This window comes from Vallitalea guaymasensis (genome assembly GCF_018141425.1).
Lineage (GTDB): Bacteria > Bacillota > Clostridia > Lachnospirales > Vallitaleaceae > Vallitalea > Vallitalea guaymasensis.
In genome coordinates this window covers 422,763-437,102 of sequence record NZ_CP058561.1, presented here as the reverse complement: position 1 = coordinate 437,102, position 14,340 = coordinate 422,763, and the positions used below count along the sequence as shown (strand labels likewise).

General features: G+C 28.7%; 20 protein-coding genes. 17 read left to right on the top strand and 3 right to left on the bottom strand.

The features are described 5' to 3' along the window. Window positions 1-9 precede the first annotated feature (9 nt). The 4 genes from HYG85_RS01930 to HYG85_RS01915 all read left to right on the top strand — a co-directional run bounded on the left by HYG85_RS01930 (window position 10) and on the right by HYG85_RS01915 (window position 2,931). A complete protein-coding gene (locus tag HYG85_RS01930; protein WP_317133844.1) occupies window positions 10-840 on the top strand; it encodes a carbohydrate ABC transporter permease in 831 nt (276 codons plus the stop codon). Window positions 841-1,067: 227 nt separating this feature from the next. Beyond that, a complete protein-coding gene (locus tag HYG85_RS01925; protein ID WP_212692057.1) occupies window positions 1,068-1,595 on the top strand; it encodes a hypothetical protein in 528 nt (175 codons plus the stop codon). An 88-nt stretch (window positions 1,596-1,683) separates the two neighbouring features. Further along, on the top strand, window positions 1,684-2,223 hold the full coding sequence (locus tag HYG85_RS01920; RefSeq protein WP_212692056.1) for a hypothetical protein: 540 nt from the start codon (window positions 1,684-1,686) through the stop codon (window positions 2,221-2,223). A gap of 156 nt (window positions 2,224-2,379) precedes the next feature. Further along, window positions 2,380-2,931 (top strand): flavodoxin family protein, encoded by a 552-nt coding sequence (locus HYG85_RS01915; protein ID WP_212692055.1) that lies wholly within the window; start codon window positions 2,380-2,382, stop codon window positions 2,929-2,931. Window positions 2,932-3,010: 79 nt separating this feature from the next. Here the strand turns inward: HYG85_RS01915 and HYG85_RS01910 are convergent, their stop codons facing one another. Together HYG85_RS01910 and HYG85_RS01905 are read right to left on the bottom strand one after the other, a co-directional pair. After that, entirely contained in the window at window positions 3,011-3,682 is a 672-nt protein-coding gene (locus HYG85_RS01910; RefSeq protein ID WP_212692054.1) for a hypothetical protein, read from the bottom strand. A gap of 138 nt (window positions 3,683-3,820) precedes the next feature. Beyond that, window positions 3,821-4,045, bottom strand: a complete 225-nt coding sequence (locus tag HYG85_RS01905) for a helix-turn-helix domain-containing protein (RefSeq protein WP_212692053.1) — start codon at window positions 4,043-4,045, stop codon at window positions 3,821-3,823. A 95-nt stretch (window positions 4,046-4,140) separates the two neighbouring features. On the opposite strand from HYG85_RS01905, the gene HYG85_RS01900 reads away from it, so the two are divergent. The 6 genes from HYG85_RS01900 to HYG85_RS01875 all read left to right on the top strand — a co-directional run bounded on the left by HYG85_RS01900 (window position 4,141) and on the right by HYG85_RS01875 (window position 8,784). Next, on the top strand, window positions 4,141-4,431 hold the full coding sequence (locus tag HYG85_RS01900) for a hypothetical protein (RefSeq protein ID WP_212692052.1): 291 nt from the start codon (window positions 4,141-4,143) through the stop codon (window positions 4,429-4,431). Window positions 4,432-4,540: 109 nt separating this feature from the next. Further along, on the top strand, window positions 4,541-5,227 hold the full coding sequence (locus tag HYG85_RS01895) for a DUF2284 domain-containing protein (protein ID WP_212692051.1): 687 nt from the start codon (window positions 4,541-4,543) through the stop codon (window positions 5,225-5,227). A gap of 510 nt (window positions 5,228-5,737) precedes the next feature. Then, on the top strand, window positions 5,738-6,136 hold the full coding sequence (locus HYG85_RS01890; RefSeq protein ID WP_212692050.1) for a hypothetical protein: 399 nt from the start codon (window positions 5,738-5,740) through the stop codon (window positions 6,134-6,136). A gap of 116 nt (window positions 6,137-6,252) precedes the next feature. Beyond that, window positions 6,253-6,588, top strand: a complete 336-nt coding sequence (locus HYG85_RS01885) for a hypothetical protein (RefSeq protein WP_212692049.1) — start codon at window positions 6,253-6,255, stop codon at window positions 6,586-6,588. 38 nt (window positions 6,589-6,626) lie between these two features. Then, window positions 6,627-6,962, top strand: coding sequence for a hypothetical protein (locus tag HYG85_RS01880; RefSeq protein WP_212692048.1), 336 nt, complete (start codon window positions 6,627-6,629; stop codon window positions 6,960-6,962). A gap of 130 nt (window positions 6,963-7,092) precedes the next feature. Next, complete coding sequence (locus HYG85_RS01875) at window positions 7,093-8,784, top strand: DUF262 domain-containing protein (RefSeq protein WP_212692047.1); 1,692 nt, start codon at window positions 7,093-7,095, stop codon at window positions 8,782-8,784. A gap of 180 nt (window positions 8,785-8,964) precedes the next feature. Here the strand turns inward: HYG85_RS01875 and HYG85_RS01870 are convergent, their stop codons facing one another. Beyond that, the gene (locus tag HYG85_RS01870; protein ID WP_212692046.1) at window positions 8,965-9,303 is read right to left on the bottom strand and encodes an arsenate reductase family protein; all 339 of its coding nucleotides are present in this window, start codon (window positions 9,301-9,303) and stop codon (window positions 8,965-8,967) included. 313 nt (window positions 9,304-9,616) lie between these two features. Here HYG85_RS01870 and HYG85_RS01865 point away from each other — a divergent pair, with 313 nt between their 5' ends. From HYG85_RS01865 to HYG85_RS01835, 7 genes are all read left to right on the top strand, one after another. Then, window positions 9,617-9,760 (top strand): hypothetical protein, encoded by a 144-nt coding sequence (locus tag HYG85_RS01865; protein WP_212692045.1) that lies wholly within the window; start codon window positions 9,617-9,619, stop codon window positions 9,758-9,760. A 267-nt stretch (window positions 9,761-10,027) separates the two neighbouring features. Next, a complete protein-coding gene (locus HYG85_RS01860; RefSeq protein ID WP_212692044.1) occupies window positions 10,028-10,657 on the top strand; it encodes a GNAT family N-acetyltransferase in 630 nt (209 codons plus the stop codon). 384 nt (window positions 10,658-11,041) lie between these two features. Next, window positions 11,042-11,263, top strand: coding sequence for a hypothetical protein (locus tag HYG85_RS01855; RefSeq protein WP_212692043.1), 222 nt, complete (start codon window positions 11,042-11,044; stop codon window positions 11,261-11,263). Window positions 11,264-11,297: 34 nt separating this feature from the next. Further along, window positions 11,298-11,732, top strand: coding sequence for a hypothetical protein (locus tag HYG85_RS01850; protein WP_212692042.1), 435 nt, complete (start codon window positions 11,298-11,300; stop codon window positions 11,730-11,732). A gap of 225 nt (window positions 11,733-11,957) precedes the next feature. Continuing rightward, window positions 11,958-12,146, top strand: a complete 189-nt coding sequence (locus HYG85_RS01845; RefSeq protein ID WP_212692041.1) for a hypothetical protein — start codon at window positions 11,958-11,960, stop codon at window positions 12,144-12,146. 106 nt (window positions 12,147-12,252) lie between these two features. After that, entirely contained in the window at window positions 12,253-12,912 is a 660-nt protein-coding gene (locus HYG85_RS01840) for a Type 1 glutamine amidotransferase-like domain-containing protein (protein WP_212692040.1), read from the top strand. Window positions 12,913-12,946: 34 nt separating this feature from the next. After that, window positions 12,947-14,302, top strand: a complete 1,356-nt coding sequence (locus HYG85_RS01835) for a carbon-nitrogen hydrolase family protein (RefSeq protein WP_212692039.1) — start codon at window positions 12,947-12,949, stop codon at window positions 14,300-14,302. The last annotated feature ends 38 nt before the right edge of the window (window positions 14,303-14,340 follow it).

Genomic DNA, 14,340 nt, shown 5'->3' with positions numbered 1-14,340 from the left:
GAACGAATAGTGAAAGCAATTACACCAATCAAGAAAACATTAACATTCATATTTATTTCATTTATTGTCATAATATCGGTAATTCCTTTTATCTGGGTGTTTGCATCTTCTTTTAGAGGTAATGCAGAAATAATGTCTTCAGTATCAGGATTTCCTAGCGGATTGCATTTTGACAATTATGTGGCTGCATTCAAGATTGCACCATTACTCATTTTTTATAAAAACAGTGTGGTTGTATCAATCATAGCTACAGTGATTAATCTTATCATATTTTCAATGGCTGCTTATGTAATAGTTAGATGTAAGTTCAAGTTGAAAAAGACGATAATCATTGCGTTTTCACTTGCTCTTGTAATTCCAGGGGCGGCACTTTTACAACCCCTTTATAATACACTTTCGGCAACACATCTGTATGATACTCTGGCAGGACTTATTATCGTATATGCGGCACTTGGTATGCCTACGACTTTTTATATAATGATGAGTTATATTCAGACCATACCTTATACGTTGGAAGAAGCGGCTTACATTGATGGAGCAGGATTTTTCAGAACGTTTATGCAGATTATATTACCACTTACACGTCCTGCATTTGCAACAGCAGGGGTATTACAATTCTTATTCTGCTGGAATGAGTTTCAGTTCGGACTTACTTTGACAGGGGATAAGATGAATAGAACAGTTCCTATAGCGCTATATTATTTCAAAAGTTCATTTGCCAGTGATTATGGTGCTATGTTCGCGGCAACAGTGTTAGTTACGATTCCAAGTATTATCATATACATGCTTATGCAGAAACAGATTATTTCAGGGCTTGTTTCTGGATCAGTGAAAGGTTAATAAGTGTAAAAAAGGGACTTAGAGTAAAGGATATTGCTTGAGATATTATAATAGAGATTTCTTGTTTTGACTGGGTAGGTTGAATAAGGAATCTTTTTGTTATGTCATTTTTTATATGGTTTTATTGGATTTGATAATATATTAAAATTAATATGAGGGATTTGTGTTATAATTGATATGTTGAAATGAATTGTATTTAGAAAATGTTATGATAGGGGTTAGGTAGTATGAAAAAGAATATTTTGGTGCTTGGAATCTTGATTTTGCTATTGCTGTTTTTTGAGACTCAGAATAAGAATACTATAGAGGATGCAATGGAGAAGGCTAATATAAATGTTAGGCAGATATTGCATCAGGTTGAAACTGATAAAGGGATTGTGGTTTTTTATGAAGTTGAAGAGTATCCTTATAGCAATAGTATTGGTCTAGTCGGAAAATCATTTAACAAGTATAAATGGATTGATGGTGGTGGAAGGGACAGTTTTGATGTAAATAAGGATTTGACTTGTGGATGTTCCAACATTGGTAAATCTAATGAAAAAGGAAGTCCAGATTTATTTCAAGTTGCATATGGTATTGTTGCGAATGATGAAATATCAGAAGTAAAAGTTACTTTAAAAGGTGAAGAAGCTAAGAATGGTACTATTGTTGAAACTGAGTTAGGAAGGATATGGTATCTGTTCTTGGATGAAGGGATACGTTATGTACCTCGTATTAAAGGGTTAGATAGCGATGGAGAAATAGTATTTGAGTGATAACAGTAGAGATTACTGATTAAGATATATTTGTATTATGAATAACGTGTATTTTTACATATTTTAAGGAAGAGTAGGGTTGAATTTTATGAAGAAAAAGATGGTTGTAGGTGGATTTGCTATAGTTATATTATTGGTATTCTTTTTTAAGAGAGAAAATATCAATACTATAGAGAAAGCAATGGCTAAAGCAAATATGGATTATGAACAAATATTGCATCAGGTTGATACTGATAAGGGTGTTGTAGTTTTCTATGAGCCAGTAGATGACCCTAACTGCTGTAGTATTGGATTAATTGAAAAAAAATCCAATAATTATAAATGGGTATTTGGAAGCGGTAATATAATTTTTGATTATGACAGAGATATGAGATATATGTATTGTAACATTGGTAGGGTAGGGGGAGATATTGAAAAATCTTTTCCAGTAGAGTATGGTGTTGTTATGAATTCTAATATTGAACAAGTGAAAGTAGCATTAAGAGATGAAGAAGCTAGAGATGCTACTATAGTTGAGACTAATCTGGGTAGAATATGGTATTTGTTTTTGGATAAGCAAATATGGTATACACCTGAAATTTTGGGGTTGGATAGTGATGGAGAGATTATTTATTCAATAGGTAAGTAGGAATAAGTAATTTATACATATTTTAATTTTTGGGTATCTGTGGATACATCAAACATTATGAAGTGGTGTTATAATATATTTTGATTTATGATTCTATAATAAAGCGTTATAGGTTGTTTTCATAAAATTAAATATATTATAAAGGAGTATAATTAAATGAAAGTATTAAACGTTTTTTTCTCGGTTACAGGTAATACCAAAAAGATAGCTTTACAAATTGAAAAGACTATTAGAGCTCAAGGACATGAAGTGGACACTATTGAAGTGAATAAAAATACAGACAAGGACGATTTGGATTTTTTGGATTATGATTTTGTATTTGTTGGCACAGGTGTATATATTTGGTTACCACCACAAGAAATGATTAATTTATGGAAAAACTTGCAGAAGAAATATGTGAAAAGTGGAGATATTAAGAGTTATGCACCAAGAAGAGTTAACAAAAAAGCAGTTACATATTGTACATTTGCTGGTCCTCATACAGGAATAAATGAAGCAACTGCTGTACCTGAATTTCTTGGGCAAATACTTGATCATTTAGGATTTGAAGTTGTTACGGAATGGTTTTTTGAAGGACAGTTCAATAGTAATGACAGCTTTTACACTCAGTTTAACACTAAAGGACGTATGGGAGACATTACAGGTAGACCGAATGAAGATGATTTAAGAAGAGTAGATAGTATGGTTAGTGGTATATTAAATGTGTAATGAACATAGTTGATATAGCAACATCTAAAAAAATACGGTCATCTAATAGGTGACCGTTAAATTATATTTAAGCAAGTATTTATTCAATTAATTGTAGCTCAATGGAATCATTTTCAGCACCATATCCACTACGATAGTTAGTGAGTCCTATATCTTTTTTCCATGTGAAGGATTCGTAATATCCTGTAGAGACTTGATTATTATATGAATGATATTCTCTTTCGTTTCCATTTATATCTAGGTAGTGATGAAATCCTTGTTCGTTCTCATCTAATGAGTCTTCAATTTCGGTATCTTGACAAACGATTATACTATCTTCTGGTAACTCTTCATTTGCTTTTAGCATATCAAGGTTTTGTTCAGTTGGTGCTATTTTATATATCGTATCTTCTTGAACATAAAAATAACCTAAATTCAAGCGTTCAGCATTAATCCCTTCTATAGAGTCTAGTTTTAACTCATATAATTTACCGTTTTTAAAATTAGCTAGTTCATAAATATTCAAGGTTAAATCTTGTTCAATAATATCATCAAATAAGAATTTTCCTTTATAGCTCTGTGTAGAAATATTGTTGGTAAAAAAATAGGAATTAACCATTTCTTTATCGGTAATTTTTGTATCAGTCTGTGATAATATTTTTGAATTATCATCATAGCTACTATCATTCTTATCATTTGAGATATTATTAGTTATTATAAAAGATATTACTATTAGTACAATTGCAAAGATTATAAGTAGTGCTTTTTTCATAAATTATCTCCTGTATTCACTGTTAATGAAATTTAGTGTAGTACATACCTAATTATATTAGCATAATTATTTAATCAATTCTACATAAAAGATTGTTTCTATATTGGTTTAGAAGCTTTTAAACTGATTAACACAATTTTATTTTCTTAGTGAATAAGGTGTTTTTATATCTGTTCTACCAGCTAAATAGTCAAGGCTAGTCTCATAATAATCTGCTAGTTTACATAAGGTTTCTACTGTTATGGAAATTTCTCCTCGTTCATATCTTGAATAAGTTCTTTGGTTAATGTTTAGAAATTCTGCTATTTGAGATTGAGTTAAATCATTATCTTCTCTAATATTTCTTATACGTTCAAATATCATTTTAATCACCCCTTCGTTGAATTATATCTTAGGCATATTAGTAGTATTGACAAATAGGCTCAATAAGCCTAAAATAATTTTGGAGGTGTTTTTTAATGAAAGTAGAATACGATAAAATTATTAATAAAATAATAGAAGATTTAATTGGGTATGCATATGAAGCTATAATAAATAATGATGAAGAGTTTAGAGAAATGGAGAAAAAATTATGTGTTCACAGTAAAAAAATGAAAGATGTGTTAAATCATTTGGATAGTAGCGATAGAAAGGTTATAGAGGAATATATGGAACAAGTGCAATGTATAAATGGAGAGTATAATAACAAGATTTATGTTCAAGGGGTTAAGGATTGTGTTAAGGCATTGAAGTTTTTCGAGGTGATTTGATATACGGATTTAGATGTTTAAATGAAATGTTTCTCAGTATATAGTATAATTTTAGTTAAAGGTGTAGATGATGGTGTTATAAAATATAATATACTTATATGAGTGAGGTATGAAGATGAAATTGACTGTAAAAGTAAGATTAAAGCAGCTGACAAAAGAAACATTATTTGAAGCATATAAAAGAGAGGAAGTCTTAGGGTATTGTAAGAGATGTGGCAATTATGGTAAGAACTATAGTTGTCCTGAATTTGAATTTGATACAATAAGGTATTTAGAACCGTTTAATTATGCCACAATTATTATGACTGAAATAGATACAAAATCTATTAAAGCGCAAATAAATAAGTTTGACATTGATGATTTGAGGTCAGATGTCTATAACAACTATGTAAAAAACAAACCTGATAAAATTGTTGATATTAATAATGTTATTTCAATGTATGCATTCAATAATATAAAAAATCAGATGACAGATAAATTAATTCAGATTGAAAAAGATATAGATAACTCGGTTGGATTACCACCAGGCTCATGTACAAGATGTAGTACTTGTCTTAAACAACAAGGAAAATCATGTATTTACCCAGAGACACTAAGGTATTCTCTTGAAGCATTAGGTTTTATGGTGTCGGATATATATAAGAAGTGGTTCGACTTAGAATTAGGTTGGACAAAGGGTGAGCTGCCTGTAGCTTTTAATAGTTGTAGTGCTTTGATGACAAAAGAAAAAATTAGTGAGGATGTTATTTTAGATAAATTAAATGGGATAGTATTAAATATTAATGATAAGGAATAGAAGAAATTTTAATCTTAGAAGCAAAACTTTAATGTTTTTTAATAAAGTTTTGCTTTTTTCAATAGATAAATATTAAATAGCATATGTGTGAAAACATTAGAATAAGAACTAGTAAGTTACACTTAGAATAAAAGATTTAAGATTGTAGGTTTTTGTGGAGTACATGAAACAAAGAAATTCAAATGCTATAATATGTAATTTAATATAATTATAATAAAATTAATTTGAAGTATTTTGTGCTAAAGAGTATAATTAAATAAATTATATTGATTATTTGTACTTTTATAGTAGATATTTGTAATGTCTATAATGGTAAGTTAAACTATAAGTAGTTGATTAAAGTCTTTTAAATTTAGGATGTGGTACTGTGAACCGTACCACAAGTGACTGCGTTTTTTGAGTGTTAAAAGAATTTATGTTCAAGTGATTTATAGATTGATTAATAAATGTACAGAGATTCGTTACACTATTTGGATAAAATATTAGAAACTGCTATGGAAACGTTAAAATATGAATAGATTAGAACAAGGATATTTTTTTCTTGGTAATGATGATTATTTAGATATATCTTTTTGGGATGGTAGTGATTCTATAGAAAAGATACATAATATTGCATGGGGAGCAAAATCTAATGGTAGATGTTTTATATCAATAAGTTCAAAAGATAATGCACATAAAGCAAAATATTTAGAAGAGCTGGTGAATATATTAAAACAAAGGATAGGTATTAATTTTTGCAGTATAAAAGAGACAAAATGGTGGTATGAATATCCCGAGGAAGTTTACTTTTTGGATAGTTTGCAAAGATTCTTAGATAATGAAAAACCAGTTATAGATGAATACATTAGAAAACATGAAGAATCAGGTATCAGTATGTTAAACAGTGAGTTTAATAAACAATACGTTTAAAGAGGTTACAACATGATAATATTAAATCTGAGGAAAAGAAAAAGCAAGAGGGGATAGTAAGTGTATCTCCATCAAGTTATATAAAACTCCTACATCATAACAAATTACAAAATGCAATGGTAAAATATCTAAAAAAAGATAGTAATTATAAATCTGTTACTAGTGAGGTAAATAATGTAGATATAACAGTTAAAACGGTTACTGGAGAAACAATATTTTATGAACTTAAAACATGTGATGTAAAGAATGCGATAAGATTAGCTATAGGGCAATTGTTGGAATACTGTCATTATCATGATAAAAGTAAAGCCAATAAGTTGGTCATTGTTACGAAGTATAAACCTAGTAAAATTAATATATCATATATACAAAATATCAGGAGTTTATATAAGATACCTATATATTATCAACAGTTTGATATGACGAAGAATCAATTATCTATTTTATATTAGTAGATAATTGATTCAGAAACAATGTAAGGAGAAAGCAAATGGTCAATGACATAAATTGGTTAGAGCCTTGGGATAGCTTATGTACAGAGGCAAGTTCTTTTGAGAAAGAACTATATAGTGAAGTTGGTAAACAACATATTTTATATGGTAAAAAGGTGAAGACACTAGGAAGAAGATATGATTGTGATGATATATTATTTAAAGTATGTGATTCTGAATTTAGTTTTGCAGTAGTGCATTTAACTTACTCAACTAAGAGAGAGGAAGATTCAAAATATCCAAGAACAAAAATTTATAAAGATTTGCATGATTGGATTACTAATTGCATGACACCTGACCATTTTAAATATGTGCTTGATGAAGAATATGGATAATACATTTACTTACAAAGGGAATATAAGTATATTGATGATATTAAGTAATAAAATTGTTTAATGTCAATATCAAATATTGAATGAGTTTTATAGATAGTAAATTAAGTTTTTGTAGTAAGGAGGTATAAACGTGAGTGAACTAATTGATGACAGAATAAGTATCTATGAGGTTTTGCAAAATATTGAAAAAGGAAAATACGTTATGCCCGCATTTCAAAGGCAGTATGTTTGGAATATGGAGCAGATAGAAAAACTATGGGATTCAATTCTATTGGATTATCCAATAGCAACATTCTTATTTTGGCATGTAGACGATGACAATGTGACTTGGGATACATATTTTTGCAATTTCCTGTCTGAAGTTATTTTTGATAGCAGAAAACAGGCAGATAGCGTGAATTATGAGTTAAGTAATATTGATGTAAAGATTACAGATACAGCTGTGCTTGATGGACAGCAGAGATTGACTTCGTTATTTCTTTCTTTATTTGGGCAAGCTTTTATCCGCCAAAAGCACGCAAGAAGGAAATATGGAGGAGGCCTTGTTACAAAATTGTTGATTGAACTTAATAAGAATAAATTGACTGTTGATGAAGAAGAGTACAATAGTAAGAAATATGATATTAAGTTTAGTGAAAAGGTCGGAAGGTTGAGTCCGACACAATTTGAAATCAAATGTATTTTAGATAATAAATTTCAAGATGAGACAACTAGAGATAAAGCTATTGAGGAAGCCATTGCTAATGTTCCAACAGACAGCAAAGAGTATGCAAGAGGTATTTTAAATAAGCTTTATAATAAAATATTTGTGGAAAAATTGATTAGGTTTACTGAAATAAAAGATATGAAACAGGATGATGCTTTGGAAATGTTCGTTAGATTTAATAGTGGTGGTAAAGCTCTCAAAAAATCTGAAATAACAATGTCTATTCTTGAAGCATATTGGCCAAGTGCAAAGACTGAGTTCGGGAGACTTCTCGTGGATTCTTATGATAGATTTGGCTCGGATTTTATTATTCGTTCTGCTCTTATGCTTTATGGAGATGTCGTAAAATCTAATATCAGCAGACAAATAGCAGATGAACTTAAGAATAACTGGAGCGAGTTCAAAAAAGCATTGAAGAATTTGGAAATTGTACTGAAAGAAATGAATATTGAAATTAAACGTTTTTCCAGTAGTTGGAATGTGTTGTTGCCAATAATATATTTTATTTATTATAATCCTGAATATATAAACAGCCTTGATGGTATTAGAGCTTATTTGATTAGGGCAATTTTGTTTACTTATTTCCAGTCCGGTACAACTGGAAAACTGCAGCAAATGAAGAGTAGAATAAACGAAAATGATTACGAAATTACTGTGGATATGCTTAATCAGATAAATGACCTCAGAGTCACTGATGGAAAGATTGAAGATATTCTTAATACTGAAAAGGGAAGCAGAGTTGCTGGGGAGGCATTGTATTATCTCAGTCTTGACTGGATAAATAAAAATTTCAAGTATGAGCAAGACCATCTCCATCCTTTTAATAGGTTTGACGGTAGTAAACCGATATCTGTTTCTATGGAAGATTGGCGAAAATGGAGAGGTAACCGAAATAGACTGGCGAATCTGCACCTATTGGAAGGTAGAAGTAATGCAAGCAAGAATGATATGAAACTAGTATATTATTGCAATGATATGAACGATGAACAGAAGGCAGAGTTCTGTAAGCGATCTTTCATTCCAGAAGGCACTTCACTCGAAATTGAAAATTTTGATGAATTTTATGAAAAAAGAAAGGTTATTTTGACAGAGAAAATTCGTGCATTATTTGAATAAAATAAATAATATTGAAAAATGATTTATTCAATTTCTGTATTCATAATTACAGAATAACTGCTATGGTAATATAAGTATATAAATTCTTACTGGCATTTTAATGAATGCAGTATCAATGTAATATATATTGAATATTCATCGTAAATAGTAAGAATAAAAAAAGGGAGCTAAATTAGTTTTTTACTCCCAAGATTTCCAAACATCAGGTTGATAACCAACACTAGCTTTTTTACCATTTCTAACAATAGGTGTTTTAAATAATTTTGGATTCTCTAAAAGAATTTCTTGCATGGTGTCCTGGTCTTCAGTATATGCTAGGACGCTTTCTTTGTAATTATAAGAATCTTTATTAATGAGGTTGTCAATGCTAACGCTCTGTATAATTGATTTTAGTTCACCGGGACTGACACCTTTTTGTACTAGATCAATTTTTTGGAATTTGATACAACGCTCTTTAAAATATCTTTCAGCTTTTTTAGTATCAAAGCATTTCTTGTTTCCGAATATTTGAATGTTCATCATGTTTCTCCTTAACTGTTTTTAGTACTATAATTATACTAGTAATGTTAGAAAAAAACAACTTCAAGACTTTATAAGTTACTGTCAAGTAATCGTAATACATGATGGAATCTCAATATTAAAACATCCTAGTAAATTGTATAATTGGATAAAACATGATATAATTTCAACATCATAGAAAGAAAGGAAATAGACTGTTTGAAAAAATTGAGCATTGTATTAAGCGTGGTATTTCAATAACACGCCAAAGTTATATAATTTATTCAAAAGCCAAAGTAATTAAACATATTGGGGAGTTAATTTTGAAGAGTTTATGGCATTTGAATTACATGAAGGTTCACTAAAAGGAATTACTGGTAAGTTTTACGAAGACCCTGTTTTTAAGATAACAACAGATGAACTAAATGAATTTGAAAAGCAATTTCCACATAAGGAAAAACATTTTACAAATGAGTAATTAGATACAAAACTTATTAATAATTAACTCATTAAATTTAATAAAACTTATTTTAAATAACAATAATATGCCTTAGTAAATATTTTACTAGGGTATTTTTGCGTTTTTGTATAATTTTAAAAATGCTGAATTATTAATTTGAAATAACGTTTTTTAAATAGTATAATAACATTAAGAAAATTTTAAAATTATATATTGATATATATTAGAGTATGAATGTATTTAGTTGAGGAAGTTATGAAAAAAATTATTGTTAGGAGTTGAGATATGTATAATATTAATGAATTAATAATTAGAAATATTAAAACAGAAGATAAAAAAGATATTTCAAAAATCTATCTAGATGGATTTAATAATAAAGTGAAGAATTTACTAGATTTACCTGATGAACGCAAAAATGATTTTTTAGATGAGTTTGGAATCCTAGGAACTCATTATAAGGAAGGTTATTTTATTGCTGAGATTGATGGTGATATTATAGGATTGATGCTTCTTAGGTGGGTAGGACAAAGAAAGCAAAAGAAAAGACACAACCTTAAGTTTTCTCTATTAGTAAAGAAGTATGGACTTATATCAACTATAAAAACTATGGCTAAGCTAAAACTAATGAATCATAATCCAAAAAAAGGTGAGATTTATATAGATAATATTGCAGTGTCAGAAAAAGCTAGAGGTCTTGGAGTTGGTAGTATATTAATAGATAAGGCTTTTGATACTGCTTTATCCATGAAGGGTATAGACAAAGTTAGCTTAGCAGTTATTGAAGACAATCCTAAAGCTCATAAGTTATATAAGAGATTGGGATTTAAGGATGTACATAAAATAACTACCCGTTTGGGGAAATGGGCAGTAGGTGTTTATCAATATACTGAAATGGAAAAAGCAATCACGGATTAAACATATTAAGAAATTACTAAAAAGGAGAAAGGTTATTGGGTTAAATGAACATTTGTAACCTAATAACCTTTTGGTTTACAGCAATTATTTATATGTAAAGAATAAATAATTTTATTTGGTTAATTATAACACAATTAAATTTAAATGTATATTCATAATTTATAATATTTAGTATTTTATATAATTGTTTTAACTATTTGTGCTATATAAGCAGAATTTGTATTATTCTAACAATATATCTATATATTTTCATAAATTGATTTTATATATATTTTATAGTTTATATAACTAAAGATAAATTGTAATATAATTATGAGAATTATGCTATAATATATTCAGCAAATAGACATATTAAGAAAGTAGCTATTAAGGAGTTGATTTTTAATGAAATCAATAAAGAATATTTTATACTACACACTCATGGGTATATGTACAGTTTTTCTTATGCGATTAATAAGATATGGTTTTAGTGATAAAATAATATCTGGAGATTTTTGGATAGATTTATTAATAGGAGTTAGTGTATTTACTATTCTTGCTATAATTAGAGAGTTAAAGAATACTAATGCGGAAAAAACTACTAGGATATATATGCAAAAAATATGAAACACCGTTTATACGTTAATTGTGGAGGTGGGTTATGGGTAAGAATAAATACATATACATACTTATAATTTCTATTATAGTATTTATAATTTTGATAGCTTATTATTTTATTAATTCATCTAAGTTTCCACATATTTCTAATAAAGTTAGTGAAATTAAAATACTTGACTTGAGAAGTGGTGAAAACATAATTATTAAAGATAAAAAAGAAGTAACTAATCTTATTAATAAGATTAATAAAATCCAATATAAAAAGAGTGATATTGTAAATTATCCTAATGGTCCTACATATGAATTAACATTTATCAATAATAAAAAAAATTATAAATTAGCTATTTATGACGGGGATGAATATTATTTAATACATTATACAGCTAGATTGAAGAATTATAATGGGAAGACCGATAAAAGAGATACTGATATATTGAATCATATAGATAAGATATATGATTCTAAAAGCATAAACTAGAAGATATTACTTAAGCTAAGTTAATATTAGAATAGAAGCATAATATTTAATATAAAATTGATGGTGATTTATATTGTCCTTTTTCTTTGCTCTAAGTATACTATTATTATTGGTACTGTACCCATTCTGGAAAAATTATTAGGGGGTAAACAATTATATAAAATTAAATCATCAATAATAGCAACGTGTATTGTTCAATTTATAGTATTATTTTGGTCAGTAATAATGATGATAATTCTACTAATCTCTCTGGAATATGACCCTTATACCAAGTATGAATTAGTAGCAGCAATAATTGTATTTGTTTTAATATGTATAAGTACCATTTATAATCATAAAAGGATTGGTGACGGGATATTTGAAAATGGTGTAAGGTATAGAGGAGCACTTAGATTTTGGGATAGTTGTAATTGAAAGAATAGATAATATTCTTAGCAAACATTGTGTAAAAAAAGTTGATGTTTATCAATAGAATATTTGAGTAATGGATAGTAAAAGAAGTAAGTGGAGGTGGGATGATATGATATATTTACTAGGTGGAGGCTTAGGATTTAAAGAAGATTTACAGAATGAATTTAGGTCAGTTCTGAAAAATAAAAATAGCATAACTTTTATACCTACATCTCCACAAGATAAAATTAAATGCGAAAAATATAAAAAAGTAAATTTATCGTGGTTTAGTGATATAGGGATCAATTTTGATAAGGTTAGTATGATTAATCAAGAAGATGATGTTATCTCGGCACAAGATAAGATAATTAGAAGTGATGTTATATTTTTAATGGGTGGTGACCCAATTACTCAATTAAAATTTATATCAAATAAAAGACTAGATAATTGCTTATCGGAATATGAAGGAATAATAATAGGTATAAGTGCAGGAGCCTTATCTATATGCAAAAAATGCATTATCACAAAAGATCAAGACTATCCTGAAAATATAGTTCTAGATGGTATAGATTTAACTAACGGTATCAATGTTGATGTACATTATACTAACGAGCATGATGAAAATTTGTATCAAATAATTGAAGAGCATGGAATAGATAAAATTTATGCAATACCAGAAGATGGCGGTATAAGAATTAATAATGAGGGTATTAAATTTATAGGTAAGGATAAGTTTTATATTATTAAGCGAGGATTAAAAGAACAAGTAAACATACAAGAACTTAAATAAATTCCTAATTGATGAATAGTAAGGAGGTAACGGAATGAATCTAAAAATAGCACTACTACAACTAGAACCAAACCAAAATGACCAATTAGCTAATCATATAAAAGCTGATGCCTTTTGTCGCAAAGCAGCCGAGTCAGGTGCTGATATTGCATTATTACCAGAGATGTGGAACATAGGATATACTCCATATCATCATGAAGTATGGGATTATAGCTATGACCCACGAAAACCTAAGTACCCAGAATTACTGGAAAAATGGAAACAGCAGAGTATATCAACGGATAGTGAGTACATAAAACATTATTGTAATTTAGCAAAAGAACTTAATATTGCAATAGGCGTAACATACCTAGAAACATACAACAAAGAAAATCCTAGAAATACTTTATCAATAATTGATCGTAATGGTAAGATTGTTATGACATATGCAAAAGTTCATACATGTGATTTTTCCTTAGAGTATCACTGTACATCTGGTGATGAATTCAAAGTTGTAGAATTAGATACAGCAAAAGGTAACGTAAAAATAGGTGCAATGATATGTTATGATAGAGAATTTCCAGAAAGTGCACGTGTATTAATGTTAAAAGGTGCAGAAATAATCTTAGTACCTAACGCTTGTGGACTAGAAATTAACAGAATGTCTCAGATTAGGACTAGGGCTTACGAAAACATGGTAGGTATAGCAGTATGTAATTATGCTGGCGAAGACTTAGGTCATTCAGTAGCATTTGATGGAATGGGATTTGATAACAAAGGTAATTCTAGGGATATGAAATTAGTAGAAGCAGATGAAAGTGAAGGAATATTCATGGCTGATTTTAACCTTGAGACTCTAAGGGACTATAGAAATAGAGAAACTTGGGGGAATGCATTCAGAAAACCTAAAGCATATAGAGATATTATCTCTACACAGGTCAAAGCACCCTTTATAAGAGAATTAAGGAGGAAAGATATAAATATGACTTTTTTAGAAGGTGAAACCTTGGGAGAAAAAGCTAAAAAATTTAAATGGAAGTATTGTGAAGATGAAGGTTTAACAATTTACAGGGTATTTTCAAATGGTTCAAAGCACACTTCATTTTTTACAGATAATGATTTGGATAATATTGTAGATTTTCTAAGAATTAAAAAGGAATTACCCTTAGCTAATAGTGTTGATAAAATGAAAGACGGTATTGAAAAAGAGGGTTTTGGTAGCTTTATCTACGAAAAAATTAAAGCTGATACTATATTTGCACAATCTTCCAGTCAGCTGGTTTCTATATTAACTTCAGCAGATATTATTGGATATAATAGAGCAAAAAGAAATATGAGATTCTATTATAAGGATAGTAATTGGAAAACAAAACTAATTGAATACATAAAAACAAAAACCCATCATTCCTAGAATAATGGGTTTTCTATGGTAAACATTATAGAAATAAT

Bases quoted from the DNA above. Each gene is read 5' to 3' on its own strand.
- HYG85_RS01925 (WP_212692057.1), top strand. From the start codon at position 1,068: ATGAAAAAGAATATTTTGGTGCTTGGAATCTTGATTTTGCTATTGCTG.
- HYG85_RS01920 (WP_212692056.1), top strand. From the start codon at position 1,684: ATGAAGAAAAAGATGGTTGTAGGTGGATTTGCTATAGTTATATTATTG.
- HYG85_RS01915 (WP_212692055.1), top strand. From the start codon at position 2,380: ATGAAAGTATTAAACGTTTTTTTCTCGGTTACAGGTAATACCAAAAAG.
- HYG85_RS01910 (WP_212692054.1), bottom strand. From the start codon at position 3,682: ATGAAAAAAGCACTACTTATAATCTTTGCAATTGTACTAATAGTAATA.
- HYG85_RS01905 (WP_212692053.1), bottom strand. From the start codon at position 4,045: ATGATATTTGAACGTATAAGAAATATTAGAGAAGATAATGATTTAACT.
- HYG85_RS01900 (WP_212692052.1), top strand. From the start codon at position 4,141: ATGAAAGTAGAATACGATAAAATTATTAATAAAATAATAGAAGATTTA.
- HYG85_RS01895 (WP_212692051.1), top strand. From the start codon at position 4,541: ATGAAGATGAAATTGACTGTAAAAGTAAGATTAAAGCAGCTGACAAAA.
- HYG85_RS01890 (WP_212692050.1), top strand. From the start codon at position 5,738: ATGAATAGATTAGAACAAGGATATTTTTTTCTTGGTAATGATGATTAT.
- HYG85_RS01885 (WP_212692049.1), top strand. From the start codon at position 6,253: ATGGTAAAATATCTAAAAAAAGATAGTAATTATAAATCTGTTACTAGT.
- HYG85_RS01880 (WP_212692048.1), top strand. From the start codon at position 6,627: ATGGTCAATGACATAAATTGGTTAGAGCCTTGGGATAGCTTATGTACA.
- HYG85_RS01870 (WP_212692046.1), bottom strand. From the start codon at position 9,303: ATGAACATTCAAATATTCGGAAACAAGAAATGCTTTGATACTAAAAAA.
- HYG85_RS01865 (WP_212692045.1), top strand. From the start codon at position 9,617: ATGGCATTTGAATTACATGAAGGTTCACTAAAAGGAATTACTGGTAAG.
- HYG85_RS01860 (WP_212692044.1), top strand. From the start codon at position 10,028: ATGTATAATATTAATGAATTAATAATTAGAAATATTAAAACAGAAGAT.
- HYG85_RS01855 (WP_212692043.1), top strand. From the start codon at position 11,042: ATGAAATCAATAAAGAATATTTTATACTACACACTCATGGGTATATGT.
- HYG85_RS01850 (WP_212692042.1), top strand. From the start codon at position 11,298: ATGGGTAAGAATAAATACATATACATACTTATAATTTCTATTATAGTA.
- HYG85_RS01845 (WP_212692041.1), top strand. From the start codon at position 11,958: ATGATGATAATTCTACTAATCTCTCTGGAATATGACCCTTATACCAAG.
- HYG85_RS01840 (WP_212692040.1), top strand. From the start codon at position 12,253: ATGATATATTTACTAGGTGGAGGCTTAGGATTTAAAGAAGATTTACAG.
- HYG85_RS01835 (WP_212692039.1), top strand. From the start codon at position 12,947: ATGAATCTAAAAATAGCACTACTACAACTAGAACCAAACCAAAATGAC.